At 69.5% G+C, this 13,570-nt stretch carries 8 protein-coding genes; all 8 read right to left on the minus strand.

The window, feature by feature from the left end; genetic code table 11:
- Positions 1-33: 33 nt before the first annotated feature.
- Positions 34-3,222, minus strand: coding sequence for a VIT domain-containing protein (locus ACQ86G_RS13905; protein WP_431261097.1), 3,189 nt, complete (start codon positions 3,220-3,222; stop codon positions 34-36).
- Between the two features lie 151 nt (positions 3,223-3,373).
- Entirely contained in the window at positions 3,374-5,449 is a 2,076-nt protein-coding gene (locus tag ACQ86G_RS13910; RefSeq protein ID WP_431261098.1) for a M3 family metallopeptidase, read from the minus strand.
- A gap of 139 nt (positions 5,450-5,588) precedes the next feature.
- Entirely contained in the window at positions 5,589-7,688 is a 2,100-nt protein-coding gene (locus ACQ86G_RS13915; RefSeq protein WP_431261099.1) for a methyl-accepting chemotaxis protein, read from the minus strand.
- Positions 7,689-7,849: 161 nt separating this feature from the next.
- Positions 7,850-8,395 (minus strand): chemotaxis protein CheW, encoded by a 546-nt coding sequence (locus ACQ86G_RS13920; RefSeq protein ID WP_088403372.1) that lies wholly within the window; start codon positions 8,393-8,395, stop codon positions 7,850-7,852.
- Between the two features lie 21 nt (positions 8,396-8,416).
- The gene (locus ACQ86G_RS13925; protein WP_431261100.1) at positions 8,417-10,318 is read right to left on the minus strand and encodes a methyl-accepting chemotaxis protein; all 1,902 of its coding nucleotides are present in this window, start codon (positions 10,316-10,318) and stop codon (positions 8,417-8,419) included.
- A gap of 71 nt (positions 10,319-10,389) precedes the next feature.
- Positions 10,390-12,531, minus strand: a complete 2,142-nt coding sequence (locus tag ACQ86G_RS13930; protein ID WP_431261101.1) for a chemotaxis protein CheA — start codon at positions 12,529-12,531, stop codon at positions 10,390-10,392.
- A gap of 19 nt (positions 12,532-12,550) precedes the next feature.
- The gene (locus ACQ86G_RS13935; protein WP_067068294.1) at positions 12,551-12,913 is read right to left on the minus strand and encodes a response regulator; all 363 of its coding nucleotides are present in this window, start codon (positions 12,911-12,913) and stop codon (positions 12,551-12,553) included.
- 121 nt (positions 12,914-13,034) lie between these two features.
- Complete coding sequence (locus ACQ86G_RS13940) at positions 13,035-13,493, minus strand: hypothetical protein (protein ID WP_067276237.1); 459 nt, start codon at positions 13,491-13,493, stop codon at positions 13,035-13,037.
- Positions 13,494-13,570 lie beyond the last annotated feature (77 nt).

Here is a 13,570-nt window from a genome sequence, read left to right on the forward strand (position 1 = left end):
GCACCGGCGCCGGACCGCTTCCCGTGGCGCCCGTCACTTCACGGTGAAGGTGCCGACGACGACCCCGTCGCCGCGCCCGCTCAGGCGCAGGACGATGTCCTTGTCCTGCTGCCGCGCGGTGGCGAAGCCGGTGGACAGACGCACCATGATCGTCGTCGACGGGGCGATCACCTGCTGCTGGTGGCCGAAGAAGTTGGCCTGCACCGTGTAGGTCCCCGGCTTGGCCACGCGCAGCGAGAACTCCTCGGGGCCGTAGCCGCCGGTGAAGTCCCGCGACATGCGTCCGCCCTGACGCGTCAGCGCGTTGCCGTAGTACGCGCGCTCGCCGTCGGGATCGGTCACCCACAGGTCGATGTCGGTGTTGTCCGCGTCCCAGCTCATCACCACGCGCAGTGCCAGCGGCAGCGGGCGGCGCAGCCGCGCGTCGATCGCCGACAGGTCCAGCGCCTTGCCCTTGAGCCGCGAGCGTTCCGCGATGGCGTTCAGCTCGGCCAGCGCGATCAGCTCGACGTCGGGGAAGCGGTTCTGCCACGGCCGGTTCACGACCTCCGCGAGCAGGTCCACCGCGCGTTGCGGTTCGCTCGCGTCGGCCCAGGTCAGCGCGAGGTCGCGGTAGGACTGCGGCTCGTCGGGCGCCAGGCGCAGCACTTCCTCGAGGATGGGGATGGCGTCGCGTGGACGGCCCGCCTGTTTCAGCCGGTAGGCCAGGATGCGCAGCAGCTGGCGGTTGCCCAGGTCCATCTCGGCGAGGTTGGACAGCACGCGCAGTCCGAGTGCCGTCTGCCTGCGTTCGATCAGGCGGTCCGCCACGTCGAGGAAGAACGCCGAGCTGCGCAGGTAGGACGGCTTCTCGTCCAGGTAGATCGCGTAGAGGTCCTGGTCGGAGGCACTCTTCAGACGCTGCGCGTAGGCTTCGTTGGGCTGCCAGGCGCGCAGGGCGATGTCCCCGTCGCCGGCCTGCGGCGCCACGGTGCCGGCCGGCGCCGAATGCTGGCGTTGAGCTGGCGCCGCAGCGACCGGAGCAGGCGCGGGCACGGGCACGGGCACGGGCACCGCCATGGTGGGCATCGGCGGCGCGGTCGGAGCCGGCGCGGCGGCGATCGGTGCCACTGGACGGACCACCGGAGGGGGCGCAGGCGGTGAGGTGGGCGTCGGCGGCGCGGGCCGGAACTCCTGCGGCGCCGGTGCCGGCGTCGGGATCGGAACGTAGGTCGGCGTTTCGAACGCGCGCGGCACCGACGCGTCGCGCCGGTTCTTGCCTGCGATCTGCTCGGCCATCTGCCGGGCGGCCGCGCGCATGGCCGGCGTCTCGGACCACCACAGCACCTGGTCCTCGAAGCGCTGGATCACGTCGCGGCGGGCTTCGGAGCGGTCGCTCTGGCGCGTCGCCGTCCGTGTGGCCATCAGCCGTTCCCATTCGGCACGCAGGTCCTCGGGCGGCTCGATGTCGTGGCGGACGTAGTCGGCGGCGGTGTCCAGCACGATCAGCGAGGTCTCGCGCGTCACCAGCCCGAAGTCCATGCCCAGCCGGCGGATCGCCTGGCGCTGGCCCGCGCGGTCGGCCTCCAGCCGGCCGAGGCGGAAACTGGCCCAGCGATAGGCGGCGAGCCCGACAGCCGGTGCGGCTTCGGACGTCTCGGCCGGGTCCGCGGACGTCGACGGCGTCGTCGCTGCGACCGGCTCGGCGGCGGCCACGCGCAAGGGCACCGTGATCGATCGGGGCGCGCCGCCGGGAGTCGAGAGCAGCAGCTTCATCGTCGCCTGCGGTTGCGTCATGACGCCGGCGATCAGCAGGCGGCCCGCCTGCGGAAGGAGGGATCCCGTTTCCCACTCGCCGGCGCCCAGTCCGCTGATCTCGAGCACGCGAGGCCGCTCTTCGGCCATCAGACGCACCGCCTCGGCGGTCTCCGTCGTGAGCAGGTCCGCGTAGGACCCGCCGCGCGATTCGGCCAGGCGGCGCAGGGCCGCCTCGGCCGCGCCCGCCGATGCCGAGAAGGCGAACAGCGGCTTGCCGGTCGCCGGCAATCCGCCCGCGCCCCAGGTGCCCAGGCCGTCCGAAAACAGCAGCGTCACGTCGCTGCCATCAGGCGTGTCCATCGCGCCGAGCGCCGTCGCGCCGTCATACGGCACGCGTTCGAGGCGCTGACGCAGCGCGCGCCAGTCGCCGTCCCGGATGACGAAGCGCTCCACCGGTTCGGCGTCGTTGCGGACGACCTTGAGCCGCACCTCGACCGAACGCAATGTCCGGAACCATTCGTCCAGGAGCGCGAACTCGCGGTCATGGTCCCGGGTGGCACCCGATGCGGACGCGTCCCACACCAGGCCCACCGTGCGCGGCACCGGACGCGGCGACGGCGCGGCGTCGACCGGCACTTCGGCCAGGACGTAGGTCCGACCCTTGAAGCGTTCGGTGGTGACGGCTGGCGCGGCCAGGCGGGCGGGCAGCGCGATGCGCAACTCGCCGGTGGTCTCCGCCGCGTCGCGCTGGACGCGCAGCCGGCTGCCGCCGTCCGGCGTCGGCACGACCGCCAGCGGCTCCGGCCCCCAGGACGCCGCGAGTGCGGCCGGCGCGGCCCCGTCGATCCGCACGTCCACCGCCAGCCGGTCCACGGCGCCGTTGAATTGCAGCGGCAGCCGCCAGACCGGCGCAGCGCCGGTCCCGGCGCTCTCCAGCGATTCGCGGATCTCCAGCACCACGCGACGCGTGCCGCCTGCGGGCAGCGGATAGACCTGCAGCTTGTAGAAGTTGCCCTCGGTCACCTCGAGCAGGGCCGGGTCGACGCGATTGCGGATCGTGTCCTCGTAGACCTGCCGGCCCTTGGCCTTCTCGACCGGCACGGCGCGGCGCAGCACGCCGTTGATGTCGAGCGCGAAGCCGGTCACCGTCTGGCCGCCGTTGAGCGGGAACTGCAGTTCTCCGGACAGCACGCGGGCGTTGGGATTGAACAGCGTGAGCTCGACCCGCGAGACCGCGGAGCTGCCGCTGATGCGGCCTTGCACCGAGACCTGCCGCAGCCGGATCGGCGTGCTGGCGTCGGCGGCCTGGATCGAGATCCAGCGCACCGGCGGTGGTACCGGCGGCGGCTTGATCGACAGGTGGGGCGGTGGCGGGGGCGGTGGCGGCGACAACGCCATCGCGGCGCTCGCGCCCAGGAGCAGGGCCACGGCCGTCACGGCACGGCTCAACGTGCCGCCCAGGCGGCGCGATCGGTCATTCGGCATGCGATGTCTCCCTCGAGGGGCGGCGGTCTGTCGCCTCCGCCCCGAAAGTCATGTTGCCGGCGAAGCTCCTCGCCGGCGCCACCGGGCTTTGCCCGGTGCCGGGAGGAACGCGGGCCAGGGTGCCGCGGTTGACACCCCCGGGGCCGCGGGGTCAGGCCATGCCCTGATGCCTGAGCAGCGCGTCGATCTGCGGTTCGCGGCCACGGAAGGCCTTGAAGTTGTCCATCGCGTCGCGGACGCTGCCCATGGAGAGGATCTCGTCGAGGTAGCGCCGGCCCGTCGCCGGGTTGAACACGCCTTCCTCCTCGAACGCGCTCCAGCAGTCGGCGGACAGTACTTCCGCCCACTTGTAGCTGTAGTAGCCCGCCGCATACCCGCCGGCGAAGATGTGCGAGAAGCTGTGCTGGAAGCGGTTGAACGCCGGCGCCGGCAGGACCGACACCTCCGCGCGCACCTCGTCCAGCAGTTCCTGCACGCGCGTCTCCGCGCCGGGCTCCGCATGCAGCCGCATGTCGAAGAGCGCGAACTCGATCTGGCGCAGCGTCTGCAGTCCGGCCTGGAAGTTCTTCGCCGCAAGCATCTTGTCGAACAGCGCGCGCGGCAACGGTTCGCCGGTGTCCACGTGCGCGGACAGCTGCTGGATCACTTCCCATTCCCAGCAGAAGTTCTCCATGAATTGGCTCGGCAGCTCGACGGCGTCCCATTCGACACCCGAGATGCCCGACACCCCCAGCTCCGCCACGCGGGTCAGCAGATGGTGCAGGCCGTGGCCGCATTCATGGAAGAGGGTGGTGACGTCGTCGTGCGTCAGCAGCGCCGGCTTGCCGTCCGCGCCCTGCGGGAAGTTGCACACCAGGTGCGCGACGGGGATCTGTTCGGCGCCGCTGGCGCTCAGGTCCGGGCGGGCCCAGCGGCTGCGGACCTCGTCCATCCACGCGCCCGGCCGCTTGCCGCTGCGCGCGTACAGGTCCAGGTAGACCTGCCCGATCAGACGGCCGTCGCGGCGCAGTTCGCAGAACTGCACCGAGTCGTGCCACACCGACGCCGTCGCCGGGATCAGCTGCACGCCGAACAGCCGGTCGACGATGCGGAACAGTCCCTCCAGCACGCGAGGCAGGGTCAGGTATTGCCGCACCTCCTGGTCGGAGAAGGCGTAGCGGGCTTCCTTCAACTTCTCGGACACGAAGGGCGTGTCCCACGCCTGCAGGTCCTCCATGCGCAGCGCCGCCTTGGCGAAGTCGCGCAGCTCGTCGAGGTCGCGTTGCGCATACGGACGGGCACGGCCCGCCAGGTCACGCAGGAACTCCAGCACCTGCGCGGGCGAGGTGGCCATCTTCGGCACCAGCGAGGCCTCCGCGAAGTTCGCGAAGCCCAGCAGCCGGGCCTCTTCCTGGCGCAGCATCAGCAGTTCCTGCATCAGCGGGCCGTTGTCCCAGTCCGGCTTGTCGCCGAGCTCGCTGGCGCGCGTCACGTAGGCGCGGTACAGCCGCTCGCGCAGCGCGCGGTCCTCGGCGTACTGCATCACCGGCATGTAGACGGGGAAGTGCAGCGTGAGCTTGTGCGTGTCGGGATCGGTGCTGCCGTCCTTTTCCGCCGCGGCGCGCGCATTGGCGATCACGTCGGGCGGCACGCCCTTCAACTCGGACGCCTTCGCGAGGTAGCTCCAGCCGTCGGTCGCGTCCATCACGTGTTCCGAGAAGGCCTGGCCGAGCTCGGCGCCGCGCTCCTGGATCTTCGCGAAGCGCTCCTTGGCCTCGCCCTGGAGCTCGGCGCCGGACAGGACGAAATCGCGGATCGCGTGCTTCAGCAGCTGGGCGCGCTCGGGCGTGAGACCGGGCAGCGCGGCGATCGCCTTGTACTTGGCGTAGAGCGCCTCGTTGGCGCCGAGCGCCGTGTAGAACTCGGTGACCGCCGGCAGCATCGCGTTGTAGGCCTCGCGCAGCGCCGGCGTGTTGGCCACCGCGTTCAGGTGGCCGACGGCGCCCCAGGCCGTCCCCAGGCGCTCGGAGGCGACGTTCAGGGTGCGGGACAGGAATTCGTAGTCGGCGGGGGCGTCGGACGCCGTCACCTGGTCGAGCGCCTTCTGGGCTTCGGCCAGCAGCTCGGCGATGGCGGGCTGGATGTGCGCGGGGTCGATCGCGGCGAAATCGGGCAGCGGCGCGGTCGAGAGCAGCGGGTTCGCGGCGGAGGATGCGGCGGCTGGCGCGGCGGCGGTGGAGTCGGTCATGCAGGCCTCGTGAGTCTGACGAAATGCCGGGACAGTGTCTCAGCCTTTCGCGCGCGGATGCGCGGGAGGTTTCTATCGTGAGGGCGGCGTCCCGGCTATCAAGCCGGGTCCGCCGCTCACGAGACCTGCATTCTCTGTCTCAGAACGTTTCCCAGTCGCCGTCGTCGGCCGCCGGCGCGGGCCGGGGCGGCGGCGGGGCGGACCGCGGCGCGGCCTTCGCGGCGGGCGTCGATGCCTTCGGGGGTTCGGTCGCGGCGCCGTTCGAGGACGGCGGCGCCGCGTGCGCGACCTTGGCGGCGGGTTGGGCCTTGCGCGCCGCGGTCGGCGCGGCAGGAGGCGGCGAGGCCTTGGCCGGGCTTGCCGGCGCGGCGGTCGCCGCCGGTCGGGCCGCCGCAGACGCGGGCTTCGCGCCGCGCGCGACCGTCGGCATCCCGTCCGCGCCCAGGCGGAAGACCGACACGATCTCGGTCAGCCGGTGCGCCTGGTCCTTGAGGCTTTCCGCGGCCGCGGCCGATTCCTCGACCAGTGCCGCGTTCTGCTGCGTCATCCGGTCCAGCTGCACGACCGCATCGTTGACCTGCGCGATGCCGCTGCTCTGTTCGGTCGATGCCGCGGTGATCTCGCCGATGATGTCGGTCACGCGCTGCACGCTGCCCACGATGTCGCTCATCGACGCGCCTGCCGCCTGCACCAGCCGCGAGCCGGCCTCGACGCTGGTCACGCTCGCGCCGATCAGCGTCTTGATCTCCTTGGCCGCTTCGGCGCTGCGCTGTGCCAGCGAGCGCACCTCGCTCGCGACGACCGCGAAACCCCGGCCCTGCTCGCCGGCGCGCGCCGCCTCGACGGCGGCATTCAGCGCGAGGATGTTGGTCTGGAATGCAATGCCGTCGATCGTGCCGATGATGTCGTTGATCTTCCTGGAGCTGGCGGTGATCTCGTCCATCGTCGAGACCACCTGGCCGACGACCTCGCCGCCGCGCGCCGCCGCGGTGGACGCGCTCGACGCGAGCTGGTTGGCGGTCTGTGCCGCGTCGGCGGTCTGGCGCACCGTCGCCGTCAGTTCCTCCATCGAGGAGGCCGCCTGCTGCAGGTTGGAGGCCGTCTCCTCGGTGCGCTGCGACAGGTCCTGCGAGCCGATCGCGATCTCGCTGGACGCCGTCGTGATCGAGTTGCTGGCCGAGCGGACGTCCAGCAGGATGCGCTGGATCTTCTCGGCGAACAGGTTGAACGAGGACGCGATCCGGCCGACCTCGTCGCGGCCGCCGGCCGGCAGGCGCTGCGTCAGGTCGCCGTCGCCGGCGCTGATGTCGTCGAGCGCGGCGCGCACGCGGTCCACGCCGCTCAGCATCGCGCTGATCGTGCCGGTCATCGCGAGCGCCGCCACCGCCATCATGATCAAGGCCGTGATCACGGCGGTGCGCAACAGCGCGCTCAGCGAGGCCAGCGCCTCATCCTTCTTCGCGGCGACGAAGAGCTGCCAGTCGGTGTCCGCGATCGGCGTGCCGCTGACCAGGAAGACATCGCCCCCCACGCTCGCCTCCACCCAGCCCGCGGCCGGATCGAGCGCCGTGGCCAGCGCCTGCGGGGTCAGCTGTTCGGAGACGGCGGTGGCCTCCTTCAGCGCCAGCTTGGCGTCGGGGTGCGCGACGATCTTGCCGTCCTTGGACATCAGGAACGCGAATCCGCCCGGCGTGGGCTTGATCGCCTGGACCGTGGCGACGACGTCGTCCAGGAACACGTCCGTCGCGATGACGGCCTTGGTGCCGCCGCCGCTCTTGTCCGCCGCCGCGAAGGTCACCACCAGCCGGCCCTTAGAGGCGTCCATGTAGGGCGCGGTCAGCACCGTGCCCGAGGCGGAGGCCGCGCCGGTGTACCAGGGCCGCGCCGTGGGGTCGTAATCGGCCGGCAGGTTCTGCGGGGTGTTGAAGACGATCTTCTTGTCGGCGAAACCGACGTAGGCGGCTTCGAGCCGCCCGGACTTGGCGGCCTGCTGCAGCAGCGGCACCGGATCGGCGGCCGCGACGGCCGGCTGCAACGACGCGACGATGTCGCGTTGCGAGCGGACCCACTGGCGGATCGCGTCGGAACGCGCCGCAGCCAGTTCATCGAGGGATTGAGAGACTTGCCGGTGGGTGTGACCCCGCACGGTCACGTAGTTGGCGACGGTGATCGCCAGCAGCGTCAGGGCGACGATGCCGACGCCCAGCGCGATCAGCCGGGTCTTGATCGAGTCGAACATGAACGGGCTCCTTGGCTGTTGCCTGCTGCCTGTCTGCCGACGCCGGGCTTTCCGCTCTCAGGCGTCGCCTCCACGATCCACTCTCTCTACGCCGTGCGCGGCCATGGCACGCGCACCGACCAAGAAAAACGCCCGGGCGTGCCGGGCGTCTTGTCGTTCGGTCAGGCGACCGTCATCGCGTCCATCAGTCCCATGTCCGCGCTGGACATCAGGCCCTCGATGTCGATCAGGATCAGCATGCGTTCGGCGACGGCGCCGATGCCCATGATGAAGCTGGTGTTGACGGTGCTGGCGCTGAGTTCCGGGGCCGGACGGATGACGTCGCGGTTCAGTTCCAGCACGTCGGACACCGAGTCCACCACCGCGCCGACGACGCGGTTCTTGACGTTCAGCACGATCACGACGGTGAAGCTGTTGTACTCGGCCGTCGCGCAGCCCAGCTTCAGGCGCAGGTCGACGATCGGGACGATCACGCCGCGCAGGTTCACGACGCCCTTGATGAAGTCGGGCGCGTTGGCGATGCGGGTCGGCTGCTCGTAGGAACGGATCTCCTGGACCTTCAGGATGTCGATGCCGTATTCCTCCTGACCCAGGCGGAAGGTCAGGTACTCGCCGCTGGCGGGCGCGGCATTCGCGGCGCCGTGCGGGACCAGCGCGCTGGAGTTCGCTTGCACGACTTGCGTGCCGGTTTGTTGGACGATTTCCATGTGTTGACCTCGTGCGGCTGATTAGAAGGTTTCCCAGTCGCCGTCGTCGGCGGTGGTGGCCGGGACGACCGGCTTGGGAGTGAGCGGTGCGGGCGCGGCCTTGGGCGAGACCGCGGGCTTGACGACGGCCGGCTTGGCCGCCGTCGTGGTGGTGGACTTGACGGTGGCCGAGGAGGCCGTCTTTGCCGGCGTGGCCTTGAACGCGGCCTTCGCGGCGGCAGGCTTGGCCGGCGCGGCCTTGCTCTCGAACTTCGCGGCAGGCTTGACCGGCGCCATCGCCGTCGTGACGCCGTGCGTTGCCGGCGTCGCGGTGTCGGACTTGGCCGTGAATGCCGTTGCCGACAGCGCCGGCGCATGACCCGACACGCGGAAGCGGTCGACCACGCCGCCCAGGCGTTCGGCCTGGTCCTTCAGGCTTTCCGCGGCGGCGGCGGACTGTTCGACCAGCGCGGCGTTCTGCTGCGTCATCTGGTCCAGGTTGCTGACGCCCTGGTTGACCTGGCTGATGCCGTCGCTCTGCTCGCTGGACGCGGCGGTGATCTCGCCGATGATGTCCGTCACGCGCTGCACGCTGGAGACGATGTCGCTCATCGTGCTGCCGGCTTCCTGCACCAGGCGCGAGCCGGTCTCGACGCGTTCGACGCTGGCGCCGATCAGGGTCTTGATCTCGCGGGCGGCCTCGGCGCTGCGCTGTGCCAGCGAGCGGACCTCGCCGGCCACGACCGCGAAGCCGCGGCCCTGTTCGCCGGCGCGCGCCGCTTCCACGGCGGCATTCAGCGCCAGGATGTTGGTCTGGAACGCGATGCCGTCGATCGTGCCGATGATGTCGCTGATGCGCTTGGAGCTGGCGTTGATCTCGTCCATCGTCGAGACGACCTGGCTCACCACCTCGCCACCCTTGGCCGCCGCGCCGGAGGCGGAGGAGGCCAGCTGGTTGGCGGTGCGTGCCGAGTCGGCGGTCTGCTTGACGGTGCCGGTCAGCTGCACCAGCGAGGACGCGGCTTCCTGCAGGTTGGACGCGGTCTGCTCGGTGCGGCTGGACAGGTCCTGGTTGCCGGTGGCGATCTCGACCGAGGCGGTGCGGATCGAATCGGCGGCCGTGCGCAGCTGGCCGACCATCGACTGCAGCGCTTCCTGCATGTGGTGCAGCGAACGCATCAGCTTGGACGCTTCGTCGACGCCTTCGACCGGTTTCATCGTGCGCGACAGGTCGCCTTCGGCGATCGCGGCGGCGAGGGCCTCGGCGTCGGCCAGCGGCGCGCAGATGGTCTGCATGTTCAGCAGCGTCAGCGGCACCACGACGATGGCCGCGAACACCAGCACCAGGCCGAAGGTCCACAGCACGCCGCCCTGGGTGCTTTCCATGCCCTTGCGCATCGCTTCCGACTGCGCTTCGAGTCGCGTGCTCAGTTCGTCGAGCTGCTTCTCGGCCTCGACCACCTGGTCCTTGGCCGGTTGCAGCAGCCGGTCGGCGACCGCCGCGTGATCGTAGGCGCCAGCTTCCAGCTGTGTCACGACGTTCGTGGACTTCGCGGCGTAGGTCTCCAGCGCGGTCTGCAGCTTCTTGATGGCGTCCTGATCGTCGGCACCGCTGAGCTTGGCGAGTTCGCTCAACTGCTCCGAAGCCTTCTTGCGGGCGGCGTCCCACTTGGCGTGGCGATCCTTCACCACGTCCGGCTTCTCGTAGTTGATGATCATGTCCTTCTCATGGACACGGAGCTTGCCCATCGTGCCCGTGAGGTCGCCGAGCAGATTGCCGCGCGCGGTCGATTTCTCGAGGAACTCCTGCGTCTGGCCGCGCATCGACTGCATGCCGAACAGGCCCACGCTGCCGACCACCATCAGCAGCGCCAGCACGATGCCGATCGCGCCGATCATGCGGGTCCGGATGCTGAATTGACGCATCAACGCGCTGAAATTCATGTCTACCTCTTATGCGTTGGGCGCCGGCCAGCCGGCCGACGTCCGCCCTGATTCAACAATGACGGCGGATCTCAATGACGCGAGCGGCGCACGAGGCTGCCCACGTCCAGGATCAGTGCCACGCGACCGTCGCCCATGATGGTCGCGCCCGAGACGTCCGTCACCTTGCGGTAGTTCGCCTCCAGGTTCTTGACGACGACCTGCTGCTGGCCGAGCAACTCGTCCACCAGCATCGCGACACGGCCGCCCTCGGCCTCGACGACGACCATGATCGAGCTGACGTGCTCGAAGTCGAAGCGCGGCACGTTGAAGACCTGTTCGAGCTCGACGACCGGCATGTACTCGTCGCGGACCTCGACCACGCGGCCGGAACCGCCGACGGTCTTGATCGTGTCGGACTGGACCTGGAAGGACTCGACCACCGACGACAGCGGGAGGATGTAGACCTCTTCGCCGACGCCCACGCTCATGCCGTCCATGATGGCCAGCGTCAGCGGCAGACGGACCGAGACCTTCATGCCGTAGCCTTCGGCGGAGTCGATCTCCACCGTGCCGCCCAGCGACGTGATGTTCTTCTTCACCACGTCCATGCCGACACCGCGGCCGGAGACGTCGGTGACCTGGTCCGCGGTCGAGAAGCCCGGCGCGAAGATCAGGCCCCAGACTTCCTGGTCGGTCATCGTGTCCGGCGCGTCGATGCCCTTTTCACGGGCCTTGCGGATGAGCTTCTCGCGATTCAGCCCGCGACCGTCGTCGCGCACCTCGATGACGATGGAGCCGCCCTGGTGGGATGCCACCAGCGTGATCGTGCCCTGCTCGGGCTTGCCCTTGGCGGCGCGGTCGGCCGGCGACTCGATGCCGTGGTCGCAGCTGTTGCGCACCAGGTGGGTCAGCGGGTCGGTGATCTTCTCGACCAGGCCCTTGTCCAGTTCGGTGGCTTCACCCTGCGTGACCAGCTCGACCTTCTTGCCGAGCTTGGCCGCCAGGTCGCGCAGCATGCGCGGGAAGCGGTTGAACACGACCGACATCGGGATCATGCGGATCGACATGACCGATTCCTGGAGGTCGCGCGTGTTGCGCTCCAGGTCGGCCAGACCGGACGCGAGCTGCTGGTACAGCCCCGGGTCCAGATTGCGGCTGTTCTGCGCCAGCATGGCCTGCGTGATGACGAGCTCGCCGACCAGGTTGATCAACTGGTCGACCTTCTCGACCGACACGCGCAGCGTGGACTGGTCCGGGCTCGCGCCGCCGGCGCGCGGAGCGACCTCGGTGCGCGCGGGCGCGGCCGGCTTGGCGGCAGGCACCGGCACGCTGGCCTTGGGCGCCTCTGCCTTGACTTCGGCGGCCGTCGCTTCCGGCACGCCGGGCGCGTCGTCGAAGAAGCCGTAGCCGGGGTCCTCGTCCTTCTTGGTCTCCATCGGGGCGCCGGGCGCGCCTTCATGGAAGCCGAAACCTTCGCTCAGCGGCATCAGCTTGACCTGCTCGCGCGAGACGTGGAAGGTGAACAGGTCCAGCAGATCGTTGTCGGTGCTGCTCGTCAGCACCTTGAAGCGGCGCATGCCGTCGGCGGAGATGCCGCCGTCCAGCGGCTCGATCGTGCCGAGGTCGGTGATTTCCTTGAACAGCTCGACCAGGTTGTCCGCCTGGCCGGCGTCGGTCAGCGGACCGACCAGCAGTTCGAGCTGGCGCACGGTCGACTTGATCGGCGCCGTGGCCGGAGCGGCCGCCTTCGGGGCCGGCGCCGGTGCCGGCGCGGCGGCGGGTGCCGGGGCGCGCGCGCCGTCCAGCGTGCCACCTTCCACCAGCGTGCGGATGCTGCTCAGCAGCGCGGAGGTGTCCACCGCGTCGGCGCCCGAGCCCTGATGTCGGGCCAGTTGCGCCTTCAGCGCGTCGCCGGACTGCAGCAGCACGTCCACCATCGGCGAGGTCGGCGCCAGTTCATGGCGACGCAGCTTGTCCAGCAGCGTCTCCATCTGGTGCGTCAGTTCCGCCACGTCGTTGAAGCCGAACGTCGCCGCGCCGCCCTTGATCGAGTGGGCACAACGGAAGATGGCATTCATCTGCTCGTCGTCCGGATTCTCGATGTCCAGGTTCAGCAGCAGCTGTTCCATGTTGTCGAGGTTCTCCCCGGCTTCCTCGAAGAAGACCTGGTAGAACTGGCTCAGGTCGATGCCTGCGCCCAGGTTTGCGCCCTCGGAGGTCATATCTCCCATGAATCTCTCCAGCTAGCCTTCAGCGGATCACCTTGCCGATCACTTCGATCAGCTTGGCCGGGTCGAAAGGCTTCACCAGCCATCCGGTGGCGCCGGCCGCGCGGCCCGCCTGCTTCATCTGATCGCTGGACTCGGTGGTCAGGATCAGGATCGGCGTGGTCTTGAACTTGGGGTTGTCGCGCAGCTTCTTGGTGAGGCTGATGCCGTCCATCCGGGGCATGTTCTGGTCGGTCAGCACCAGGTCGAAATCGCGTTGCGACGACTTCTCCCAGGCATCTTGCCCGTCCACCGCCTCCACGACGTTGAAACCCGCATTCTTGAGGGTGAACGAGACCATCTGGCGCATGGAGGCCGAATCGTCTACGGCGAGGATCGAGGGCATTTTGAGTTCTCCGGATGACAAGCGGTTTTCGGGTGGACCTGAAGATTCTTGAGGACCTTGAGGGCGGTCTGGTGACGGTGCCCGGTGATTTCGTGACCTAACGGACGGATCGGGTGAACATTCAGAACAGTTCCACCGAACCGGCGTCCATCTCGTCCTGCGTGACGGGATTGGGACGCAGCGGGGCGGTCTCGACGACGGCCATGCCGTCCTCGTCGTCCCCGAAGGTGTCCCGGGCGAGCTGGTCCGAGCAGTTGCGCAGGCGCTGGCTGGTATGCGCGATCAACTGCGTCGACATGTCCTGGAACTGCAACGCGGTGATCGCCCCGGCCAGATGCAGCATCAGCTGCTGCAGCGCGTCCTGGTCCTTCGCTTCCGGCAGGCGCTCGCGCATCTGGTCCACCAGGCTCGATGCGCCGAAGAAATGCGTCGACAACGCTTCGCAGGCGTCGTCGAGCAGGCGCTGCAGGCGCTCGAGATCGTTGTTGACCGTCATCAGATGGTCCTGCAGCTCGGCAGCGGCGAGCAGCGGCATCAGTCCTGTGCCTTCCGGCTCGACCGACGTCTCATCGATTTGCATCTTGGCTCCACTTAGGGGTGTCCTGGTGCGTCTTCATGTCTGCCCAACTCAAACATGCGCCCGGACTGGTCGGCTGG

Source organism: Roseateles chitinivorans, from assembly GCF_050632145.1.
In the GTDB taxonomy this organism is placed as follows: domain Bacteria; phylum Pseudomonadota; class Gammaproteobacteria; order Burkholderiales; family Burkholderiaceae_C; genus Roseateles; species Roseateles chitinivorans_B.